This is a genomic window from Segatella hominis (assembly GCF_004535825.1).
Taxonomy (GTDB): Bacteria; Bacteroidota; Bacteroidia; order Bacteroidales; family Bacteroidaceae; genus Prevotella; species Prevotella hominis.
In genome coordinates, this window is sequence record NZ_SGVY01000023.1 from 25,570 (window position 1) to 48,168 (window position 22,599).

Genomic DNA, 22,599 nt, shown 5'->3' on the forward strand with positions numbered 1-22,599 from the left:
TGATTCTTACTCCATTTTCACTCTATCACTTCCCAGAAACTCTCAGGCAGGCTGATGTTCTTCATCTCCTTTGCACTCTCGAACAATGGGGCGATGTCTTCAGCCTCAAAGCCGGCGATACCGCAACCGATAGGTGTTACCAGAAACTGCATTTCTGGATGATGCTTGGCAAAATCCAGGAAATCATTCACGTATGGGCGGATGGTTTCCACGCCGCCCTGCATCGTAGGAATGGCATAACTCTGACCTTGCAGTCCCACACCCTTGCCCATGACGGCACCGAAGTGAAGACAGGCTATACGTGCCGCACCACCGCCATGCATGCCAGCCAGATTGCTGCCAAAAACAAATATTTCGTTTTCTTTCAAAGAATCAATCCAGCGAGGAGTGATTCTTCCCTTCTTCATATCTTCCATATTATTCTTGTTATTAAATATGTTATTGCCATTATCAGCTGCTTCCTCGCAGCACATTCTTGAAGCCATCATGCTCGGCATCGACATCTTAGGAGCACTTGAAACGGATGTGTCTTCCTCTGCGAATGACAGATAGCTTCCGTATTCCGATGCGTCGAAGTATTTTTTGAAATAAGGAATCACCACATCGTGCATCATCTTCTGGCATCGCTGGGTGACGGCGGAGGCGGTCATGCCCAACTGCATGGCTACGTCCTTGCCCCTGAATCCCTCTATATAGAGCATCTTCAGGATGATGCTGTTCTTGCTGTCTCTGCCATAATAGAAATTGCCGATATCTTCTATCGTCTGGTAAAGATCGTGCTCAAACTGATTGTCGGTCACGTCAAACTGCATCTTGCGGCTTTCCTGCCTTGCCTCGAAACTCTCAAAAAGGTGCTCCTTCACCACTTCCTTCAACTTATCCAGCAGCAGGAACCGGAAGCCGTTTACCATCCATGTTTTGAGCGACATACTTGGCTTCCTGTCCTCCAAAGGCTTGAAGTCATGCTCGCAGAGATAGAGATAATATTCGTGAGCCAGCGAGAAGAAATCCATGCCTGGCTTATGCTGCAGGTCATATCGCTTGTCGTAGATGCAATAAGCCACCCGGCAGTATCCGTAGTAATACTCCCTTACTATTCTGGCATTGGCATCCTTGAAGCCCTGCAGAATCTCATCATCCGACAAGCTTTCCAAATTCTTTTCTTTTTTCATATTGATATATCTTTTTGATATCCGCAATTCGATTGCAAATATATACTTTTTCTTTGAGAAACCGGAGGAATAGCTCTTTTTTTCTCTTCTCTATGATATTAAAAGAGAAAAGAGAAGTAAAATTTTAGCTGGTATCGAAAAAAAAGTATCCCGCCTTTTTACTTTTCCTGTATTCTAAGTTCATATAGTTGTGACGTTCATCTAAGCGAGCTCAAAAATGATGATAGTGAACTTTGATATTAAAACATAATAAAAATAAACGAATATGAAGAAAATAATATTTGCCTCGATGGCATTTATGCTGATGTTCTTTGCGGCTTGTTCATCAGATAATCAGATTTTTCCAGAAGAAATACCTACAGTAGAAACCCCTTCGGATCCAGCAGAAGATGAAAACGAAGGAGAAGTGGTTGTTCCCACAGAACAGTCGGCAAGTACAATCGTTTCTTTAGAAAATGTGGCGAAGAAAGGTTTAGGAGGAATCAAACTCAATTTTACTATGTCTGGTATTACCAAGATAGAGTTGGAGAGTGTGGATGGTTATCAGATAGCAGGCAATCTTTCTGGGGATAAGGAATCTATTATTACATTCTCTGCACCAGAAGGGGAAACACTAACACCGGGCAAAGACTATTATATCATTACTTTCCCTTGTGATTTGTATGGAGGTTATCGCCTCTCTATTTATAAGGGTAGGGATGTGGCTGCTTATTTCGGTGTACACCAGAAAATTCAGGCTGTTGAGTTTATTACTCCACTGGATTTGGTAGAGAGTGAACTGGAATTTGCTGATATTGACGCTCCTTTTGTTGAAGACGAACGCCCTAATCTTGATGCTTTGACCAAGAGCATGCTGGTGGCTTATCAGCAAAATCCTACTGATGAAAATCAGCAAGCTTTGATGGAGCAGATGGGAGTAAAGTATGATAAGGTGGTAGCTCGAAAAAAGGCTAAACTTCGCCAACTGGAGCGTGAAGCGAAAACTCCGGATCTGGTAGCTGAGATGCAGGATATTGTTGATGAGCTGGTTGAGAATCGTGATATCCGCCTGGAACAGCAGTTTTGGCGTCTTGTAGATCCTCGTGTTGATGATAATCCTAATGATCAGTGGCTGGTGTTGAGAGGTTCTTCTGCAAAGAATGCTTATGTTGCATACGCACCGGTTACCAACAAGGAATATGCCATGTATGATACTGGATTTACTTATCCGCAAGGTCAGGAAAATTATCCTGTTGTAAATATTTCTTATAGCGAGGCGATGACTTATTGCGAATGGTTGGGCAGTAAGGATGAACTGCATGCGTATCGTTTGCCAACCGAAGAGGAATGGATTTTAGCAGCCGGTCATATGCCAAAGGATGTGAAGATGAACAGCGATTATGTGGAAAAAGGATTGACTGCTGTTGATGCCTATGCTGAAACAACTGGTGCCTGTGGTGGCATTGATTTCTGGGGTAATAGCTGGGAATGGACTTCTACTCAGAATACTGCCGGATTATATATTGTAAAAGGTGGCAGCTGGGATTCCAGTCGTGATGCTTGTCGGAGTGAATATTCCGATGATGTCCGTGATGCTTCGGGTAAATATGCCAATGTCGGTTTCAGGGTAGTGAGAGTAGATTTATAAATAGGTAGTAGAATCAGTTATTCTGAAATAAACGATTTTTTAGAAAAAAGTATTCCGCCTTTTTACTTTTCCCATTTTGAATGGTCATATAATCGTAACGTTCAAGAAATAAAACGAATATGAGTATAAATGACAATGGCATTATGGAAGCGCTGAAGGAAAATCCACAGAACGGATTTCGGATGCTGATGGCGAAATATCAGGAAAGCGTATATTGGCATATTCGCCGACTGGTGGTTTCGCACGATGATGCACAGGATGCCTCGCAGGAAACCTTCGTGAGAATCTATCGCTCGTTCGGCAACTATCGGGGCGATTGCTCTCTGAGAAGCTGGATTTATCGCATAGCCACGAATGAGGCTCTTAGGATTATCAGCAAACGGAGACAGGAAGTTGTCTCTATAGAATCGGAAACCACAGGTGTCAACCTGATTCAAGGCGATAATTATATCGACTTTGATGATAAGGTGGCGGTGAAACTGCAGAAGGCGATTCTTTTGCTTCCGCCCAAGCAGCAGTTGGCATTCAACCTTCGATATTACGAAGAACTCGGGTTTGATGAGATTGCCAAGATTGCGGATTCCACGCCAACCAGTATCAAGGCAAGTTATCATATTGCCAAAGAGAAAATTATTAAGTACATGAATTCGAACGATTAAGTGAGAGTTCTGGCAGTTATTAATTGGATATTTAAAATGGAAAAGAAAATGGATGCAAAGTTTAATTTCAATAAAACCGAGAAATTTGATTTTGATAAGGTGGGTAAGCGAATGCCTTACTCTACTCCCGAAGGTTTCTTCAAGGAAATGGAAGCGAATATTCTGGAGGCGGTGAAGGATGATACTCCGCAACCGCTTAAGACAGAACAGAAAAAGCGACCTCTGATGAGGGTCATGTGGACGGCTGTATTGGCAGTGGCAGCATCTGTGGCAGTACTCCTGGTACTCCATATCGATTTCTCTGCCCCTCATCCTTCTCATCCATCTCAGACAGATAGGGAACTCCAGGCGGTGGATCAGGCTTTTGCCCAGCTGTCAGCTGCCGATCAGGCATATCTTTTAGATGTTTACCAGGAGGATGTTTTTCTGAATAATTAAATATGTCTCTCAAATAATATCAGGATTCTCTTTCATTCAATGGATAGATGTTTCCTGTTTTCTAAAAAAAACAGATTCAATATAATTTAAAAAGATTAAGTATGAAAAGAATTGTAAGTATTTTGATGATGATGGTCGCTATGATGACTATTACAGCCTGTGCTTTTGCACAGACTCCTAATCAGAAACAGCGCATTTCGCGCGAACAGTTGGCTGAAAAGCAGGCGCAGCATATAGCGCACGACTTGGCTTTCGATGAGAAGACCACAGCTCGTTTTATCGAAACCTATACTGCGTGTCAGAAGGAAATCTGGGCGCTGGGTCCTTGTATTCGCCGCAATCAGAAAGGTTCTGAGGCACAGAGTGAACAGAATATAAAGCGTCGTTTTGAGATGAGCGAGAAGATTCTCGACATCCGTCAGAAGTATTACAAGAAGTATTCTCAGTTCCTGACCCAACAGCAGATACAGAGGGTCTATGAGATTGAGAAAAATATGATGAAGCGCTTTGCTCAACACGCAAAGGGTGGCAAAGGACAGCCGGGAAAGCGCGGTCCTCGTAGTCGCAGATAAATAAAGAAGTTTTGTTAATACAAAAGTAGTTCGAATACATAGGCTGGTACTCGTGAGAGCATCAGCCTATTTCGTGTGATGACTTTCCCATGCCAGTATCAGTCCTACGACTCCCGAGTAACTCTTTCTTCCTTCCGCCACATGATTGCCCCGCAGGTAAAGGTCGAAGATGAAATCCTGAGCTGCATCGAGTGCCTTGCATCGCTTGCTGAGCCAGTAGTTGCGGTCGCTTCTTGCCAACTGGATGATTTCTGGTCGGATGTATTTCAGGAATTTCTCTCCTTCTTTCTCACCTAAAATATCGAAGACATTGCGCAGGACGTGGAAGAAGATGTGGTAATAACCGCTGAACTTCACCGCCTTATCTGATGAGGCTGTGCAGACGATGTAACTGTAGAAGTTTGCCTCGCCTTCATTGGCAATACCGAGTAAGTGGGCATATTCGTGGGCATAGATGGCAGGATAGTCGTGGGGACGGATGTCGCCATTGAGGGTGAACTCGCAGAAGAATGGCCCCATGCTGCCCGTTACGCCCGACATCGAACTCAGTGGAGTGAAGATCATGGTCTTGGCATGAGGATGCTGGTTGAAGGGAGCATTGATTCCTTCCTTGGCTCCGATTTCGTTGTAACCTTTCAGAACTGCATCCCGCACCCGATTCTTCAATCCATCATCCACCATACCATTGAATTCTTCACTTAAATAGTTGATGCTGTCAGCATATCTGTAGGCGAACTCCCGAAATTTGGCTTCAGATACTTCCACAGGCTTCATGCCCGTTCTGCAGTAGATATTCGGCTGCGAGTAGTTCAGTCCCCAGGCTATATAAAACCAGGCATATACCCACAGCAGATATTCGGCTACTCTTCCGAAAACTACCTTCTTCTTGGGATAGCAGCCTCTCTTTGCTGCAAGAAAAAAGAATCGTTTGGCCAGTTGTTTCCTCCATTTTATTTCGTAGATGGGATAGAAAATGACCCAGACTATGCTGAGAGCAATGAAAATATCGCCAACAGCAAAGGGGAAGAGCCCGGAGATGGGAGAGAGAAGAGAGCCGATTATCGGATAGATACGGGTGGTGTAGATGAATCCCCATAAAGGAATCAACTTCGTAAGGGTGATGAGGCTGAGCAACACCAGCAATAGCCAGTGGCGCCACTTCAATCGGCTGATATGTAGTGAATTGAGTCGTATCATGTAGCTGATTTTTATTTTTTCTGCAAAGTTACAAAAGTATTCGGAATCCTTGACATAACTTGCTTGTTTTTTTCGTAAATTTGCAAACGTAGAACAGATTATTAACTTAAAGAAATGGGAGGGCCGATTATGAAACGAACATTGGAAGCATTCGAGGCCAACAACCTTGAGTTTGAGAACGTCTATAATGAGGACGATGAGCGCAGAGAATATAATTCAATATGGTACACCTAAGCAGGTCCCTGCTTACTTGTAAGAAAGTATTGGATTATCAATGATAGGATAATAGATTTGAAAGAAAGACTATGTTGAAGTTGAGAATTGCACCAACTGATACATAGTCTTTTTCTTTTTCCTATTTTCCCCCTTCTGCTTTTACATTTGTTGAGGCTTCTTTCTTCCGCTTCCTCTTTCCCCATTTCTTTATTTCTCAAAGTGCTGGTAATCCTTGCTGTATTTCCAGTCGCCACCCCATCTGAATCCTTTTTTCTTGAAGAGGCGGTAACAGAGGTCGCCTTTCCGAATCATGTACACATGTTTCTTGCTTCGGTCGAGATAGGGACGGGCTGTGGCTGGTTCCACCACTTCCTTGCCGTTTTTGAGTCGTTTGTGGTAAGGATTGTAGAGTGTGTTGATATCAATAGCAAGTCCCCTGCCGTGCTTTGAAACGGTGTGGGTATGTGAGATGAATCGGAAATTGAAACTGGAGGAGTTGTTATCCCGCATCGCCCGTTCGTCATCAGCATCCCAATAGTCGATGAGCCGCATCCGCTCTATCGGATATTTGGCATCATAGAGTTTGCGGAGGATATCAAGCACGTCGGTTGCTATCGTTCTGTTTACCACCATCTCTCCCACGATGTTTCTGCCGTCCTTATCCACATGGAGGCATCTCAAATATCGCAGTTCACTTCTTGCCACGCTACAATTCTTCTTGTATGTCTTTCCCTGCATCAACTGGAATATTTTGTCAGGTATAGGAGAAACGGAGAAGAAATGCGCCTCGCCCAGTTTCCTGATGGTTGCTGCAGAAACGGTTTCCCCCGGATTTTGAGCCTTCAGTGAGAGGCAGGATAACAGGAGGAGTAGAAGACATATTTCAGCCGATAAAATGTTCTTTTTCGTTTTCTTCATTCTGAGTTCGTTTTGAAAGTTAATATTTCCAATCCTTCGATTGATGGTGCAAAGTTACACATATTCTCCGAGTTACTTATCCCTTTTGATGCTTTTCTATCCTTTTTGATGCTTTTCTATGCTTTTCTATCCCTTTTGATGCTTTTCTCCCCAAAAAGTGTGTCTGGAAACAAGTCATTTGGCACCAGTAAATAAGTCATTTAGGACCTGCAATCAAGTCATTTAGGACTCGTAATCAAGTCATTTAGAACCTGCAATCAAGTCATTTAGGACTCGTAAACAAGTCATTTAGGACCCGTAAACAAGTCATTTAGGACTCGCAAACAAGTCATTTCGCTCCTGCAAATAGGTTATTTCTGGAAAGTATAAAGTTTTACAAAATTTTCAAAAGGTGACGGTGACACCTATTTTTCATCTTTTTTTTTATGCATTGGAGACACTACCCTCCAATTTGGATGTCTCCCTCTGATTATCAATCTTTTATCTATTTTCGCGCGGTAAGTCATAAAAAAAAGAGTATATAAAAGTGTCACCTGTCACCGTTTTCTGCCGAGCCTTTTATTGGAGCCAGTTTGTTGGGTGACACCTGTGACACGAGTTTTCTGTTTTTTTGTGGAGGGGTCTGTCACCCCTGTCACCCATCGACATTGCGAAAAAAATGGATATTTATTTCTCCTTCCATCAACAATTTGCTTATTTTAGATAAAAAATCCAATCCGTTCCTCCCTGCTTTTCATTTTCTTTTTGTAATTTTGCACCCCGAAAAAATAAGATTGATTTGATATAAAAGGATAATACACAGAGAATAATGAAAAAAGGATTGTTTGCACTCGCCTTGGGTACTTTCACCCTCGGAATGGCGGAATTTATTATCGAGGGAATTCTCACAGATGTGGCACACAACATGAATGTGAGCATCCCGCAAGTGGGTCATCTCATCTCCATTTATGCCCTGGGCGTTTGTGCAGGAGCCTTCTCCCTGATACTGATGCACAAGTATCGCCCTAAGAATATCCTGCTTTTTCTGACGTCATTGGTGGTGATAGGAGCCATTATTGCCACTGTTGCCCCTAACTACTGGCTGTTGCTCTGCGCCCGCTTTATACAGGGTTTGCCACATGGTGCTTACTTCGGAACGGCAACGATCGTGGCAGTGAAAATGGCCAAGGAAGGCAAGGAAACCAAGGCGGTGGCAATGATGTGCGCCGGAATGCTTTTCGCCAACCTGATGGGTGTTCCGCTCGGTACATTTCTCAGTCATACGATGTCCTGGCGAGTTCCTTTCCTGATGTCCGTGATATTGGGACTGCTCACTCTGTATATGATCTATCGCTGGGTACCTAATGTAGAGGCATTGCCCAATAAGGGAATGAAAGCACAGTTCAAGTTCATGCGCCATCTGGCTTCCTGGCTCATCATCGCAGCCACTTTCTTAGGCAATGGCGGCATACTCTGCTGGTTCAGTTACATCTCGCCTTTATTGCAGTGGAACGGCGGGTTCAGTGCTGCCAGCATTTCTGCACTGATGATTCTTGCAGGATTGGGTATGGTGGTAGGCAATCAGGTGAGTGCCTTGCTTGCCGATAGGTTTAAGCCAGGACGTTTTATCTGTTATCTCCAGTTCTTGGCAGCTGCAGCCCTGCTTGCCACTTTCTTCCTTTCCCACATAGGATGGGTTTCGGCAGCCATGATGTTCATCTGCTGTGCCTGTCTTTTCGGAATCGGTTCGCCAGAACAGTTCCTGATAGTCAAGCATAGCGAGGGTGGCGAGATGCTCGGAGGCTGCTGCATTCAGGCGGCATTCAATTTGGGAAATGCGCTGGGTGCTTTCTTCGGAGGAATACCTGTGGCAATGGGATTGGGTTATCATTTCCCTGCTCTTATCGGTGTACCTATGGCTTTGATGGGAGCCGTCTGCCTGCTGGTCTTCCACAAAAAGTATGAATAAACATAAAAAGAGGGTGTGTCATGGATTTACGACACACCCTCTTTTTATGTTTGTTCTTGTGTGAAATTATTCCTTGTTTTTTGATTTCTTCTTCTTTCTTCGATGTAAAATAATATATCCGGAGATTAATACTAAGGAAATCAGCAGTCCGGAGATAAAGACGAAGAGGTCGGAAAGCGGACCTAAGAGGGGAGAATAGCATCTGCCCACATGCAGTTCGAGGGCTACATTCCAGAGAGAAAGGGGAGTGCGGGATAGTAATTCAGGCGTGGAAACAGGAATGTCTGCGCCCTTGCTGTAATCGAAAACTACCGCTCTGCCACCGAAGAAATCCTTGGAGAAACCGCTGGTCAGTGTACTGGAAATCGGAATCATCGACTTGTCATGATGAGGCTTCCCAGTGGAGTAGTCCAGGATAAGTTCCTGCTCCGGATACCAGCGGAATAAACCGCTGAATGAACCTATCAGCCAACCACCCTTGCCGTCGCTTTCAAATACGTTTACTCCCATCGGACTCACCTTTGGAGTCTGGTTTTTGTCGAGCAGTCGTGGCTTCTGACTGAAGGATTTATCTACATAGAGAAAACCCTCAGAGGTAGATACAAGCCAGTTGTTCTCAGCCGCATTCCATCGTATGGCACGGAGCTTGTCATGCCATACATTGCCGTCTTTTATCTTCTGTTCTGTCTTGTTGAGAGCCAGTGGAATCATCAATGGTGGGCGCAGGCACATACCGGTAATCGCCAGCCAGAGGGTGAGGATGATGGTGGTATAACCTATCTTGTTGTGCCATTTCGCATTCCACACCATCCGCTTGCCGAGAACCTTCATCCTTTCCTTGATCTCTGCAGATTTCTGTTCATTTTCCTTCAGTTTCTTATCCTGCAGTCCGTTTCCTAACAAACGTTTTTGTCTGCGGATGCGATAGGGTAAGATAAAGAGGACGATACCCGTTAGCGATAGGATGATGAGTACGACGGCGATGGCATCTACCACCAGTCTGCCCGTAAGTCCGAAGAAGGCTCCGCTGTGCAAAGCCCAGACAGTCTTGAATAATGATTCCGTTGGAATAAAACCATCTGGTTGGGCAATAATACTTCTTTTTGTGTAAAAACTATTTTCAGAATGTGCGGATTGTATTTTTGTGAAACTGTCCGATTTTTTGTGGGTTGTAATTTCGTAAATGGCAGAGCGAGTCAGGGCTATAACATTCATGCTATCTGGAGTAAGTGTGATGTCTGCCATCCTTTCATGATGATTAGGGAGAGGGAACTTGATCCATCTTCCTCCAAGGGTATTCTTCCCATGAACATCATTCCTCTTCGCCTTGTCAGCTTCGAAATAATAAACGTCCCGAAGGGCAGCGCACCAGATTCTTCCATTTTTGGTACAGACCAGATGGCGGATGTTTCTCTCATCTATTTGTTCTGGAAGTCCTCTGTTGAAATCCTCCCAGTTTTGCATTTTGCTGTCTGTAAGCCATACGCCTGCATAGCCATATGTCAGGATGCCCAGAGGCGATGGGGTAGAGCCTTTGATGATACCATTGTTGAAGTTGCGGATATGATAGGCAGGAGGCAGTAAACTTCTGCTCACGGCACAGTCTGCAAATAGTTGGCGGTGGTTCAGGATAATGCCTGAAACGCAGAATACCAGCATGAATACGGACAGTACGAGTCCGAACCAGCGGTGGTATTTCTTCCATGTAAAGTACTTGTTCATTCTATTGTTCATTATCTTTTATATTTCGGGATGCAAAGGTACTGATAACCCCCGATTCGTACAATACCTAAAAATAATGATTTCAAGCCCTGCGCCGTATTTATTCTGTGAGATGGGCAGGGAACCTTTCTGCTTATTCCCCGAAGTTTTTATCCAGAATCTTGTTCAGCAGGAAGGTGGCATTCTGGTTTCTTGCCACGCCTTTTTGTATCTTATAGGTATAGGTGACATCCGTGCCTAAGTCTATCTCAAAACAGAAGTTGTGGAACTTGCCCGACGGGTCATTCTCCATCTTGGATAATTCCAGGTCGTGGGTGGCGATGATGCCGCTAACAGGCAACTTGGAGATGGCTTCGAGGAATTTTCTGGAACCGTTCAACTTGTCCAGCGAATTGGTGCCCTTCAGAATTTCATCGAGAATAATGAGGGTTTTCAGTCTCTCGCTTCTCTCACCGCTTGCACTTCCCTTGCAGAATTTCAACAGTTCTTCCAGTCGGATCAGTTCTGCATTGAAGTAAGAGATGCCATGTGTCAGGTCGTCTGTGGTTCTCATGCTGGAGAACATTCTGAAGCGGGAAATCTTCAGATGGTCGGCAAAGACAGGCATTCCTGCCATCGCTAAGATATAATTCACGCCCAATGAACGGAGGAAGGTACTCTTGCCCGCCATGTTGGCTCCCGTGATGATATAGTAGTTGCCGTCCTTGACCGTGAAATCGTTCTTCACCGCCTTGGCACCGAGGAAAGGATGATAAAGGTTCTTTCCCTCGAAGATGATTTCTGGCAAATCTTGCAGTTCCGGTTCGTTGGCTTCGGGATGATTGTATCGGAAGTTGGCCATTGAAACCATTGCGTCCATCTCGCTGATCACGTTCATCCATTCCTCCATCTTCACCATATAGGTATTCTTCCATTTCAGAAAACTGCGCACCAGGAAGAAGTCGCTGAGCATGAAGGCATCGGTGAAGAACAGACCGAGGAAGTTGCCCCGTCGGTCGTAACCCTTCAGTATCTTTTCCAGTTGGGCGAATGAAGGCAATGCATCGGCGAGCGATTCCTGCATCTCCCTGCCCAACTGGCTCTGGAAATTGCGCTGGGCGATGAGACGGAGAATCTGCGAGTAGGCGATGAGCTGATGACGGAGCTTACCACCATTACTGTCTATCTTGTCGAGGGTTTGCTTGCAAACGAAGAAGACCACCATGTACTGCAGCATGACCCACCACAGGGGGATGTTGATGGAAATGACGGAGCAGATAGAAAGGACGACTGAACCGATGATGCCGATGATCGCCAGCCAACCGAGGACGAGTGAAATCGGAGAACCAAACCATCCCGGTACTTCCATCTGGGAAACTTTCTGCATCGCCTCAGCCACGGCTGCAGAATCTATCTTCTTGCAGTTTCTTTCGCCAAGTGCCAGAAAGTCCATGCGCCAGTCGGGGGCTGCGATTTCCTTCTGCAGTTCCGCTCTTTTTCTGATTTCCTCCAGAGAGAGAGGTGTTTCACGGGTGAGGTTGGCAGCTAATCTGTCAGAACCGCCCGATGTGATGGTGCGGCAGATGCGGTTGAAGAGGGAATCCTTGCCGAAGACATCGAGGTCGAAGGCATAGGAATGCTGCGGGTTCAGATACTGTCCGCCTGTTTCAAAAGGAGAGAAGTCACCCTCCCAGGCCTTGATTTCATTCTGATAAACCTTGAGCAGGGCAGCCAGTTGTTCTATCTTCTCCTTGTGGCGGTCGTCGATGCGGCGGATAATGAAATAGACTGCCAGGCACAGAACGGCTCCCACCAGAAAATGACGGGTGTCGCCATCGCATGCAAAATAGCAGATCAGGAAACTTAGGATGCCTCCGAAAGCCAACAGTTCGCCTGTGATAAATCCCGTGTTCTTGCGCTTCAGGGCAGTCAGCTCCGAAGCATATTTGTTTGCGTATTTCTGATAATTCTCTTTGATATTCATGATTGTCTGCTTGTTTTATTTGCCATGTATCAGCGATAGATGATGGCAAGATGATAAACTGTTTATGGGGTGCAAAAATAGGGATAAAAACAAAGCTGACCAAATAAAGTTACCTATTTTTAAGTCTTTTATGCGAATATTTGTGGAATTTTTCTTTGTGTTTCCATTTATTCCCCGTACCTTTGCACCCCAGAATTATAATCAGTCAATAAGAACGATAGAAAAAATATAAGTTTAGAAGATTATGGAATATATGTCTCAAGAAGGCTATGATGAACTCGTAGCCGAGCTTCAGCACATGGTGAACGTGGAGTTGCCAGCCGTGCGTGATGCTATCGCTGAGGCTCGTGACAAGGGTGACCTCAGTGAAAACTTTGAATATCATGCTGCCAAGCGTGAACAGGGTAAACTGTTGAGCCGGATCAGCTTCAAGCAGAAGGTCTTGGAGAATGCCCGTGTCATCGACAAGTCCCGTCTTAAGAGTGATACTGTAGGACTGTTGAGCAAGGTAAGGATTACCAATCTTTCCACCAATTGCAGTATGACTTACAGCATCGTCAATCCTCATGAGGCGGACCTTCATAATGGCAAAATCTCCATCAAATCTCCTATCGGCAAGGCTCTCTTGGGTAAGAAAGCTGGTGAAGAAGTCGTAGTGAAGGTACCTGCAGGCTTGCTCAAATTCCGCGTAGAGAGCGTGGAATTATAATGTCTCAGATAGCGTGGCACTGTAATGAGGATTATTGAGGAATAATCAGAAAATATTGTGGAATTTTAGAATATAGGGAATGGCTGAATTTCGGTCATTCCTTTTTTTGTAAGTATTTAATCTTGTGGATTTTCACTTGCGAAACTTTAGTAATGAGCCCACTTTAAAAAGGGGCATATTTTGAATCCAGTCTGACCAGTGTGGTCATTCTGAGTGAAACATAGCAATCGGCTCCGCTGGTGAATATCTTTCGAAAAATCGCTTTGAAAGAGCCGAAAGCTTCTCTGATAGGCCCGAAAAGGGCAAATATCGATCTTCGAAATGTTGAAATCTGGAATATTACCATCCTTCGGAGGTTCATCCACATACATCTGCTATATGCATGCATACGATGTTTGAGCAAGCCCCTGTATCGGGTCTTGCCATTACGTGTATGAAAACAGTATTGGAACATGGCTGCTTCAACGTTATTCCGTTTATGCTGTTCCTCTAAAGGAAGGCTTTCTATCTGCTTCCTTAGCTGATAGGCTTTAATGTCTTTGTCTTCAAAGTAACGCCAACCGGTTTTATTGTTCCATGGGATTCTCCATCGCTTTCTGGAGCCCTGCTTTGTGACGGCTTTGACGGCCTCATAGGTGTTGCCAGTAGCAATTTCCCTGATGGTCAGACCATCCTCGTCATGTGGTATCAGTTCCCATCTACAGCCACCTTGCATCTTACCTGTCTTGAGTTGCATGGCATTGTGATTCTTCGCAAACTCTCGATTGTCTGGACTTTGATAGGCACCATCTGCATAAAGGTCTTTAATGGTAGAATCCGTGACACGTTCACTGTTTTCCACAGCCTCCTGAAGGAAATGGCAGTCTGCAAATACTGCAGTTTCAACCTGAACGGAAGTGATGATGTTAGGCTTGCCTTCCTCTACAGTCTCTGTGATGTTGGTCACATAGCCTTGCACCTTCTGGTCGTTCTTGCTACGATAGGTTGCATCAGGATCGTTAGGATTCTGAAGACTGTCAGCCTTTACCTCCTTCTTGTCTCGAAGTACAGCCTTTCCGTCCATTACAACATACTGTTCATCAAACAGACGCTGAAGAAGATCATGTGCAGGAGAAGTAGCTGGAAAAGCTGCCAGCATCTCCATAATGAAATTACCAATTCTGGCAAGATTGCTCTGAAGCGTATCAGAGTCAGAGCGATAAACTGTCTTGGAGGAATCCTCTTTCAAGTATTCCTTTGCCCGTTCTTCCTGCTCTGGGGAGAGATGGGTAAGCGTGCATGTCTTGAGGAACTTGACCAGAGTTGTATGTATCAGTTCATAGCGAGACTGGCAAGCGATATTGCTGCCGATAAGCTTACTGTCCATACGGACGCATTTGCCTGATATCTTGAGAAGACGTACCTGATTGCCGGCAAGCTGCTCGAAGCAGAGCTGCATCAGGTCAATGCCAGTTCTTTCCTGATATTCGCAGATGCGGCGGCGAAACAGATAATAGGTATCTATTGATGGAGTCACATCTGTCAGAAGTTCCATGCCGAGAGCCTTCCTGGTAAGAAGGTCAAACTCGCACTTCTCAAACAGATCCTCATCGCTGCAGCCGAATCCCTCCTTCAAGACTGACATAGCCACGAGTATGCGGATGGAGGCATTTGGGCGACCGCTCTTCTTGCCTTCAGGGAACAAAGGCTTGAATATCTCCTCATCAATCTTGGTTGTCACGAGACTATAAAACTGGTTATGCCATGAGTTGGGGTCAGAATACTTCTTTGAAGCCCGACTTCCTAACTGCATTGAGGGAGCCGTGAATATATCTAACTGAGGATTCGGATCTGTCTTTTTAAACATAGTCATTCTGTTTGATTGATGGTGTAAAGATACGAAAAATACTCCAGATAACGGCATAAATCGAAGATTATTATCGTGAAATATAAACATCTTAAACAGGCCTTACTTTTTAAAGTGGGCTCAGTTATTAATGGTAAGAAATATATTAAGTAAGAACGATTATAATCATGAATAAAAAAGTATATTTACAGCCACAGATAAAATGTGCCCCGTTACCGATGGAAAGTTTGTTGGCAAGTTTATCGGGTACTGAAGGTGGAAACAATCTTGGAGACTCGAAAACTGATATTCCAGAAATGGGAACTCCAGGAACAGATACTGCCAAGGAGCACTGGGGTAGTATTGACTCCTGGGACTCCTGGGAATAACCCCCTAATCCCTCTATAAATAATTAATCGCCCTGAAAAGGCTGAGCATTCATAGCTATTTAGAAATGAAATGCTTGAGCCTTTTCAGGGCGATTTCTTTTAGTCTCCTTTGATTTCCCAATCCTCAATATTACCCTTTGAAGAATCTAAGTTGATACCTACTTTCACAATCGGCTTGTCACAAGGTTTTCTCATGATATATATGCAGATAAACACTTGATTTTGGAAAAAAATACTGTAATTTCAACTTTTTTATCAAACAAGCATTTTATTCAAAAAAAAATATGTAAGTTTGCACTTAGAAATAATGATGAGTAATTATGGTAGAGACAAACGATAGAAAATTGCCTGTAGGCATCCAGTCTTTTGAAGAAATTAGAAAAGGCGAATACCTTTATGTTGATAAGACTGATATCATCTGGCAACTTGCCAATAGAGGGAAAAAGTATAATTACCTGAGTCGCCCGCGCCGCTTTGGTAAGTCTGTGCTTGTCGATACACTTGAAGCCTATTTCATGGGAAAGAAGGAACTCTTTGGGGGCTTGAAAATCATGGAGTTGGAGACAGAATGGGTGAAGCGACCTGTTATCAGACTCGACATGAGTCAGGCTGGTGCAGAGCCAAAAAGTGTAAGAAGCTATTTGGATGATGCTTTCCATACTTTTGAAACGGAGTATGGAATAGTTGTACGTCCAGATAGTTCACTTGCTGTAAGATTTAAGAACATCATAGAAACTGCTTGTAATAAAACAGGCCAGCAAGTAGCAATTCTTATCGATGAATACGATTCTCCATTGCAGCATTCTTGGAAGACTCCTGAGCACGAGGCGTGCACAAGTGTCTATAGAGAAGTGTTTGCCGTCTTGAAAGCACAGGACAAATACGAGAAGTTTGTCTTCATTACGGGTGTCACTAAGTTTACACAGATTTCCCTTTTCTCTGTACTCAACAACTTGAGTAACATCAGCTTTAATCCTGAATATGCAGCTCTCTGCGGTATTACCAAAGAAGAAGCTCTCCGTGATTTTAAGCCTGAAATTAGTAAATTGGCAGCTAAAAAAGAATGGACTTTTGAAGAAACCGTAACACAGTTGACAACTTACTATGACGGTTATCATTTCAGTCATGAAAACATGGTAGATGTATTCAATCCATTCAGTCTCATCAATGCCCTCTCTGATTCTGATTTAAAGAACTATTGGGCTTCTTCCGGGGCGACCTCGCTGCTACCTAAGTTTGTGGACAATATAGAAATTAGAATGAAAGATTTTGAGAATTGTCCTATAGACAGTGATACATTAGAGACTTCTGATGTGACAGGTGGTGGAGCAGAACTGTTCCTCTATCAGTCTGGTTATCTCACAATAAAAGGATATATGGAAGGGATTTATTTGTTAGGCATCCCAAACAATGAAGTTCGCAAGGCTCTCTTAATGCTATCGGATGCAGGGTGGAAGTAGAAAAAATGATTGCTACAGGCAGAATCGATATGGTGGTAGAAACTACTGGTTTTGTGTATGTTCTGGAACTGAAATTAAGCAATAATGGCGGTGTAGATGCTGCAACAGAACAGATAAAAGCCAAGCTATATACAGAACCTTTCAAGGCAGACAAGCGCAAAGTGATTGCACTTGCCATAGAACTGGATGATTTGGGAAAAGGATTGATTGGTTGGAGAAGGGTGGCTGAGTGAAAATGTTTTCTGCTGAAAAATAAAAATAGATATATAGATATTAAATAGACAGGTCAATGGGAACTTTCCGATCTATAGATGAACTGATCAGAACGCTTGAGCGAGAAAAGATTTTGCTGAAGGAAATGTTTGCGAAGCGACATTCCCTTCAGTTTCGCTATGACTATGCTCTGGAAATGACAGAATACAAGGAGGAACGAATCCGATTCCTGATAGAGAATGGGGTGATTCGTGATACGGGCGACTGTCTGGAGATGGAGGACGTGTATCAGAAATTCTTTGAGGATGTACTGGAAGTGAATGAGGAAATCAATGTTTCTTCGGTACGTGATTATATCTCTGTCTTGAAGGAGAATATCGACTATTATCTCAAGGAAAATAATGAAACTCGCAAATATAAGTATCTCAAGGAAGTGCGCCGATGTCTGAAGACGATAGCTTTGGCCACCGTTCGCAATGTCTTGGACCTGAAGCGTAATATGGATAATACTTATAAGAATGAGCCTAATTACGAAATCAAGAAATCGAAACTCCAGCGACTGGGCGAGAAAATGAAGAACATATCACAACTCATCACCGAGAGTGAACGGGTGATAGATACAGAACATGTATTCTTCTCTATGGCGATGGATGTGCAGATGAAAAACGTAGTGAATGATGTGCGTTTGCAACTCAACGAGTCTTATCACAATCTCCTGGAGATAGAACGCCAAATCATCCAATACCTCAATATGATAGATTATCAGAATCGCATCTTCGAAAAGGTGAAGAAACTGAAATATCTGAAAGATCAGTTTAGGTGGGAGGAAGCCACGGATGTAAGACAGGTCGTTGCTGGTCGAAATGCTGTCTGGATGGAACCGCAACCTAAGTATTACATCAAGTTGTCGATAGATAATCTTCGTACATCCGATGAGGCTTTGCAATGTATCAATATTCTTTCTGAAAAGCTAAAAAAGAGAAAGGGACGACGGCTGGATCATCTTGCAGAACCTATCCCGGATGATTATCTTAAAGGTAACAAACAGAAGTTGGAGGCTGTGAATCTGCAGGAAATCTATAATGCTTTTTCGGCATCGAGTACCCATCTCTTTGCCTTCGTGATGAATTATCAATATGATAAGAAACAAAGCAGGGAGGATAAACTTGTATATTTCTGCCAGATAGCTTCGCAATATGTGGATAAGTTGAAATTTACAGGCAATTATGCAGAGGCTGACGGAGTGGAATATCCTGTGATACTTCCGAGATAAAAATACGATTCTTTCTACGATAAAAGAAGACAGGACAATGAATAAATTGAACTATACAGAAGAAATCTTTAATATTCTGAGCAGAGGCGGATTTATTTCCAACAATAGTGTTCAGACGAAAAATAAGCGATATTATGATGCCATAGAAGAGCAACAGACTGAATATGATGAATATTACAATGGTATCGGTTTTCATCTGGAAGCGGGTGATGGTTATTTCTTTTTCACTCGCAAGGAAACGAAGGTAGATTTGCAGCGCAAGTTGGAAGCGGTGAGCAAGTGGATAGATTATCTCACCTTTCTGAAGACTTATAATTCTGCCTTCGGATCTGGTTTGGTATTCTCTGCGGCAGATATCGTGGTGAGAATCAATTGCGATATGGAACTGAAGGAATTGGCAGGAAAACTCTTCAGCGAGAAAAAATCATATGATGAGATAGTGGAGAAACTGATCAGTGAATTGGAACGAATGGGATTCATTGAGCAGCAGGATGAAGTGGAGAAAACCTGGAAGGTATTGGCTTCATTCCATTATATCGAGGAGTTGATAGATTGCATATCTATTACCGATGATACTGAAGAAAAAGAAGAGGAGGAACAGCCATGAGATATCTGAATAAAATCATATTTCTGAATAGTGCCCATATCCCATACGCTGAGGTGAAACTCGATGGAAATGTTCATTTCATCGGCACCCAGGGCGTGGGTAAGAGTACCTTGCTCCGTGCGCTGCTGTTCTTCTATAATGCAGATAAGTTGCGCTTGGGCATTCCGAAGGAGAAAAAATCGTTTGATGCCTTTTATTTTCCTTATCCCAATTCATACATCGTTTATGAGGTGATGCGTGAGAATGGGGCTTATTGTGTTCTTGCCTTGAAGAATCAGGGACGAGTGATGTTCCGTTTCATCGATGCCCCGTTTGATAGCAAATGGTTTATCGATGAGCATAAACAGGTGTATGGCGAGTGGAATCAGATACGTGAGCAGGTGGGTAAGAAACATGATATATCTTCGCTCGTAAGCAGTTATGAGATGTATCGTGACATCATCTTCGGCAACAATCGTCGCCTGGAACTTCAGCCTTTTCGCAAGTATGCCATTGTAGAGAGTGCCAAGTATCAGAATATCCCTCGCACTATCCAGAATGTCTTCCTCAATACCAAGTTGGATGCCGATTTCATCAAGAATACCATTATCCGCTCGATGAGTGATGAGGATAACTGCATTGATCTCAACTTTTATCGTGAACAGATCAAGGAGTTTGAACAGGAATATAAGGACGTAAGCCTTTGGACAAAGAAGGAGAAGAATGGCGAGGTGCTGGTTCGCAGAATGGCTGATAAGGTGATAGATGCTTATCGCACCTTGCTGAACAATCGCCGACTGATTGGCGAGGGACGCCGGGAACTCAATTATGCAGAGCGTGTGGCACAGGAACTCCTGCCGCAGTATCGTCTTGATATCCAGGAAAGTGAGGCGGAATGCAACCGGGTAAACCGACTGATAGGTGAGGAACAGGAAAAATATGGAAAGGAGCGTGATAAACTCTCCCGTGAATTGGGTGTACTCGATGCGCAGTTGAAGAAAACTGCCGACAAGCGTAAACATTATGAGGAAATTCATATAGAAGATATCTTGCAGCGAGTAGAGCAGGAAACCATCATCGAAGAAGAGCGCAAGCGACAGGAAGCGATGAAGGCAGAACTGGAGAAATCCTATCAGAACGTGGTGGATAAGTATAAGGCTCTGCTCGAACAGCTGGATATGGATTTGCGTGCTTTCAGAAACAGCAAGACCACCTTGCTCAATGAACATCAGGCAGCCTTGATGACCCAGAAGGAAGTCCTGATGCAGGAATGGAGAAAGGCTGAAACGGAAACCCGAGAGGTGTTCTGGGAAAAAACTTCGTCTGTGGACGAGATGATTGCGCAACTGGTGCATGAGGAAACTGCCTTGAAGATTCAGAAGGCAAAGGTGGCTCACGAGAATCCTTTTGCCCGTGAGATGGAGACAAACGAAAAGGAGTTTGCTGAATTTACAGCCAGACAAATTCAGGTAGAAACCGAGAAAAGGGAAGTGGAACTGCGCATTGAAACCTTGCGTCAGGAAGCTCAGAATGAATTGGAAATAGCAGAACTGAAATATCAGGCATCGCTCGATGCTCCCCAAAAACAGAAAACTGATGTTGAGGCTGAAATCCGGAAAATTCAGAATCTTCTGAAGAAGAGTAAAGGTTCGTTTTCTGAATGGCTCGATCAAAACAGGAAGGGATGGCAGGAGAATATTGGAAAAGTGGTGGATGAAGAAACGATACTATATAATGATGTATTGAATCCGCAATTGGTTGCTGATTCATCAGCATTGTCATCATCTTCATCATCGGCTTCTCTCTATGGCGTAAATATCAATCTGACTGCCGTAGAGCGAAAATTCAGAACTCCCAAGGAATTGAAGGAGCAACTCGCTGAAAAGGAACAACTTCGTGCTGACATCATCAAGCAGCTGAATGATTTACTGAACCAGCATGAGGAGAATCATAAAACCTTGAAGGGAAAATATCTGCTTCAGATAAGAAAGCTGAATGAATCGCTTCATGCTAAAAAGGCTGAAATGCAACTGCTGCCTCAGACGGAAAAGAAGCTCAAAACGCAAGCGCTGGAGTTGGAAAAACGTTTGGAAAAATGGCGCAGCCAACAGCTGGCTGAATTGGAAGATAAGCAGAATGCGCTGGTTGCCGATAAGGTGAAGAAGGAAGAGAATAAACACCAACTGGAGATGGATTTGCAGCGCAAGCTAAAAGCTCTCCAAACGGAATACAACAGACAGGTTAAGCAGGAAACGCAGACTTTTGAAGTCTTTGCCAACGATATTCAGGCGCAGATAGAAGAGAAGCAGAACCAGGTGGATGCTCGCAAACAGGAACTCCTGAAAGCCCAGCGCGATGAACTGCATGGCAAGGGTATGGATACCCAGACTTTGGATGCTTACAACAAGCGCATAGCAGAACTGGATGCTGAGTTGGCGTTTATCAGGAAGAATCGTGATGTGGTGGCGGTTTACCGAAACGACAAGATAGAACTCTTTGACCAGGAAACTTCCGTAAGACAGAAACGGAAAAACAAGGCTGAGGCTTTGATGGCGATTGAAGATAAATTCTGGCAGCGCAGTGAACGACTCAAGCTGCAATTGTCTGTGGCACAGAGTCAACTGACTAAGCAGCAGACTGCTTTGAAAAAGCTGGATGCAGGATTGAATGCAGTGAGGAGTTTTAGACGTGACGAAACATTGTGCCCATTGGAAAGTAATGAAATAGAGGAGAAGATCACTACCAAGGATTGTCTGACTATCGTGGAAGAATTGAAGCGCCAAATCTATGAGGATGGTCGTTCGCTCGACAACTTCAAGAAGCAATCTCAGCAATTCTTAGGTATGTTCTCTGCTCACAATACCTTCCACTTCAATGTAAGTCCGGTAACGGAAGAGGAGTTCATCGCTTTCGCATCCAATCTCTGCGAGTTTGTGGAGAATGATAAAATCTCGGAATATCAGAAGCGCATCAGTGGAAGATATACCGATATCATCTTCCGAATCTCCAAGGAAGTGGGCGATCTGACCCGTCGGGAAGGCGATATCGGCAAGACCATCAACGATATCAACCACGATTTCGAGGAGCGGAATTTCGCAGGTGTTATCAGGGAAATCGCCTTGCGCCCATTGAAGACCAACGACCAGTTGATGCTTCTCCTCTTGCGTATCAGAGATTTTGCAGAAGAAAATCAATTCAATATGGGAGAGATGGATCTCTTTGCCACTGAGTCACGACAGGATGTGAATGCCAAGGCGGTGAAATATCTGCTTGCCTTTATGAAGGGACTTCTGGATGAGCCTAACCGCAAGCAGTTGCAGGTGGCTGACACCTTCAAGTTGGAGTTCCGCATCAAAGAAAATGACAATGATACGGGATGGGTAGAGAAGATAGCGAATGTGGGTTCTGATGGCACCGACATTTTGGTGAAGGCGATGGTTAATATCATGCTCATCAATGTGTTTAAGGAGAAGGCATCGAAGAAATCGGGCGATTTCAAGATTCATTGCATGATGGACGAGATAGGCAAGTTGCATCCTAACAATGTGAAGGGAATCCTCGATTTTGCCAATCGCCGCAACATTCTGCTGGTAAACAGTTCGCCAACTACCTATAATGTGGAGGATTATAAATATACCTATCTGCTCAGCAAAGACAATAGGGCAAATACTAAGGTTACTCAATTGATTAAGAGATTATAATTGATATACTT

The 22,599-nt window shown here is 43.9% G+C and carries 18 protein-coding genes; 12 read left to right on the top strand and 6 right to left on the bottom strand.

Annotated features, from left to right (window positions below; all coding sequences use genetic code 11):
• Positions 1-17 precede the first annotated feature (17 nt).
• Entirely contained in the window at positions 18-416 is a 399-nt protein-coding gene (locus tag EXN75_RS17685) for an A1S_2505 family phage non-structural protein (RefSeq protein WP_187349084.1), read from the bottom strand.
• A 1,021-nt stretch (positions 417-1,437) separates the two neighbouring features.
• Between EXN75_RS17685 and EXN75_RS09610 the strand changes: the two genes are divergently transcribed.
• From EXN75_RS09610 to EXN75_RS09625, 4 genes are all read left to right on the top strand, one after another.
• On the top strand, positions 1,438-2,799 hold the full coding sequence (locus EXN75_RS09610) for a formylglycine-generating enzyme family protein (protein ID WP_246031349.1): 1,362 nt from the start codon (positions 1,438-1,440) through the stop codon (positions 2,797-2,799).
• Positions 2,800-2,918: 119 nt separating this feature from the next.
• Entirely contained in the window at positions 2,919-3,458 is a 540-nt protein-coding gene (locus EXN75_RS09615; RefSeq protein ID WP_134843636.1) for an RNA polymerase sigma factor, read from the top strand.
• 48 nt (positions 3,459-3,506) lie between these two features.
• Complete coding sequence (locus tag EXN75_RS09620; RefSeq protein WP_134843637.1) at positions 3,507-3,896, top strand: hypothetical protein; 390 nt, start codon at positions 3,507-3,509, stop codon at positions 3,894-3,896.
• Positions 3,897-3,997: 101 nt separating this feature from the next.
• Positions 3,998-4,468, top strand: a complete 471-nt coding sequence (locus tag EXN75_RS09625; protein ID WP_187349083.1) for a hypothetical protein — start codon at positions 3,998-4,000, stop codon at positions 4,466-4,468.
• Positions 4,469-4,534: 66 nt separating this feature from the next.
• On the opposite strand, the gene EXN75_RS09630 is transcribed toward EXN75_RS09625, so the two are convergent.
• Both EXN75_RS09630 and EXN75_RS09635 read right to left on the bottom strand, forming a co-directional pair.
• Positions 4,535-5,665 (bottom strand): DUF3810 domain-containing protein, encoded by a 1,131-nt coding sequence (locus tag EXN75_RS09630; protein WP_134843638.1) that lies wholly within the window; start codon positions 5,663-5,665, stop codon positions 4,535-4,537.
• A 423-nt stretch (positions 5,666-6,088) separates the two neighbouring features.
• Positions 6,089-6,799 carry a M15 family metallopeptidase gene (locus EXN75_RS09635; RefSeq protein WP_134843639.1) on the bottom strand — a complete coding sequence of 237 codons (711 nt, stop codon included), beginning with the start codon at positions 6,797-6,799 and terminating at the stop codon, positions 6,089-6,091.
• Between the two features lie 808 nt (positions 6,800-7,607).
• On the opposite strand from EXN75_RS09635, the gene EXN75_RS09640 reads away from it, so the two are divergent.
• Entirely contained in the window at positions 7,608-8,747 is a 1,140-nt protein-coding gene (locus EXN75_RS09640) for an MFS transporter (RefSeq protein WP_134843640.1), read from the top strand.
• Between the two features lie 66 nt (positions 8,748-8,813).
• Here the strand turns inward: EXN75_RS09640 and EXN75_RS09645 are convergent, their stop codons facing one another.
• On the bottom strand, positions 8,814-10,481 hold the full coding sequence (locus EXN75_RS09645) for a PepSY-associated TM helix domain-containing protein (protein ID WP_246031350.1): 1,668 nt from the start codon (positions 10,479-10,481) through the stop codon (positions 8,814-8,816).
• A gap of 121 nt (positions 10,482-10,602) precedes the next feature.
• A complete protein-coding gene (locus tag EXN75_RS09650) occupies positions 10,603-12,432 on the bottom strand; it encodes a MutS-related protein (RefSeq protein WP_134843641.1) in 1,830 nt (609 codons plus the stop codon).
• 244 nt (positions 12,433-12,676) lie between these two features.
• Here EXN75_RS09650 and greA point away from each other — a divergent pair, with 244 nt between their 5' ends.
• Positions 12,677-13,141, top strand: a complete 465-nt coding sequence (gene greA, locus EXN75_RS09655) for a transcription elongation factor GreA (protein WP_118117216.1) — start codon at positions 12,677-12,679, stop codon at positions 13,139-13,141.
• Positions 13,142-13,304: 163 nt separating this feature from the next.
• On the opposite strand, the gene EXN75_RS09660 is transcribed toward greA, so the two are convergent.
• Positions 13,305-14,987, bottom strand: a complete 1,683-nt coding sequence (locus EXN75_RS09660) for a transposase (protein WP_246031351.1) — start codon at positions 14,985-14,987, stop codon at positions 13,305-13,307.
• Positions 14,988-15,154: 167 nt separating this feature from the next.
• Here EXN75_RS09660 and EXN75_RS09665 point away from each other — a divergent pair, with 167 nt between their 5' ends.
• From EXN75_RS09665 to EXN75_RS09685, 6 genes are all read left to right on the top strand, one after another.
• Positions 15,155-15,355: a hypothetical protein gene (locus tag EXN75_RS09665; RefSeq protein ID WP_134843643.1), complete on the top strand. Its 201-nt coding sequence runs from the start codon at positions 15,155-15,157 to the stop codon at positions 15,353-15,355.
• Positions 15,356-15,675: 320 nt separating this feature from the next.
• Positions 15,676-16,815: an ATP-binding protein gene (locus EXN75_RS09670; RefSeq protein ID WP_246031352.1), complete on the top strand. Its 1,140-nt coding sequence runs from the start codon at positions 15,676-15,678 to the stop codon at positions 16,813-16,815.
• Positions 16,806-17,048 (top strand): PD-(D/E)XK nuclease domain-containing protein, encoded by a 243-nt coding sequence (locus EXN75_RS18235; protein ID WP_246031353.1) that lies wholly within the window; start codon positions 16,806-16,808, stop codon positions 17,046-17,048. The genes EXN75_RS09670 and EXN75_RS18235 overlap by 10 nt, the downstream gene beginning before the upstream one ends.
• Before the next feature lie 56 nt (positions 17,049-17,104).
• A complete protein-coding gene (locus EXN75_RS09675; protein WP_118117218.1) occupies positions 17,105-18,301 on the top strand; it encodes a hypothetical protein in 1,197 nt (398 codons plus the stop codon).
• A 46-nt stretch (positions 18,302-18,347) separates the two neighbouring features.
• Positions 18,348-18,908, top strand: a complete 561-nt coding sequence (locus EXN75_RS09680; protein WP_134843653.1) for a condensin complex protein MksE — start codon at positions 18,348-18,350, stop codon at positions 18,906-18,908.
• The gene (locus EXN75_RS09685) at positions 18,905-22,588 is read left to right on the top strand and encodes an ATP-binding protein (RefSeq protein ID WP_134843644.1); all 3,684 of its coding nucleotides are present in this window, start codon (positions 18,905-18,907) and stop codon (positions 22,586-22,588) included. The genes EXN75_RS09680 and EXN75_RS09685 overlap by 4 nt, the downstream gene beginning before the upstream one ends.
• Positions 22,589-22,599: the final 11 nt, after the last annotated feature.

Bases quoted from the DNA above. Each gene is read 5' to 3' on its own strand.
- EXN75_RS09660 (WP_246031351.1), bottom strand. From the start codon at position 14,987: ATGTTTAAAAAGACAGATCCGAATCCTCAGTTAGATATATTCACGGCT.
- EXN75_RS09665 (WP_134843643.1), top strand. From the start codon at position 15,155: ATGAATAAAAAAGTATATTTACAGCCACAGATAAAATGTGCCCCGTTA.
- EXN75_RS09650 (WP_134843641.1), bottom strand. From the start codon at position 12,432: ATGAATATCAAAGAGAATTATCAGAAATACGCAAACAAATATGCTTCG.
- EXN75_RS09625 (WP_187349083.1), top strand. From the start codon at position 3,998: ATGAAAAGAATTGTAAGTATTTTGATGATGATGGTCGCTATGATGACT.
- EXN75_RS09630 (WP_134843638.1), bottom strand. From the start codon at position 5,665: ATGATACGACTCAATTCACTACATATCAGCCGATTGAAGTGGCGCCAC.
- EXN75_RS09685 (WP_134843644.1), top strand. From the start codon at position 18,905: ATGAGATATCTGAATAAAATCATATTTCTGAATAGTGCCCATATCCCA.
- EXN75_RS09640 (WP_134843640.1), top strand. From the start codon at position 7,608: ATGAAAAAAGGATTGTTTGCACTCGCCTTGGGTACTTTCACCCTCGGA.
- EXN75_RS09645 (WP_246031350.1), bottom strand. From the start codon at position 10,481: ATGAACAATAGAATGAACAAGTACTTTACATGGAAGAAATACCACCGC.
- EXN75_RS09615 (WP_134843636.1), top strand. From the start codon at position 2,919: ATGAGTATAAATGACAATGGCATTATGGAAGCGCTGAAGGAAAATCCA.
- EXN75_RS09610 (WP_246031349.1), top strand. From the start codon at position 1,438: ATGAAGAAAATAATATTTGCCTCGATGGCATTTATGCTGATGTTCTTT.
- EXN75_RS09675 (WP_118117218.1), top strand. From the start codon at position 17,105: ATGGGAACTTTCCGATCTATAGATGAACTGATCAGAACGCTTGAGCGA.
- EXN75_RS09620 (WP_134843637.1), top strand. From the start codon at position 3,507: ATGGATGCAAAGTTTAATTTCAATAAAACCGAGAAATTTGATTTTGAT.
- EXN75_RS09670 (WP_246031352.1), top strand. From the start codon at position 15,676: ATGGTAGAGACAAACGATAGAAAATTGCCTGTAGGCATCCAGTCTTTT.
- greA (WP_118117216.1), top strand. From the start codon at position 12,677: ATGGAATATATGTCTCAAGAAGGCTATGATGAACTCGTAGCCGAGCTT.
- EXN75_RS09635 (WP_134843639.1), bottom strand. From the start codon at position 6,799: ATGAAGAAAACGAAAAAGAACATTTTATCGGCTGAAATATGTCTTCTA.
- EXN75_RS17685 (WP_187349084.1), bottom strand. From the start codon at position 416: ATGGAAGATATGAAGAAGGGAAGAATCACTCCTCGCTGGATTGATTCT.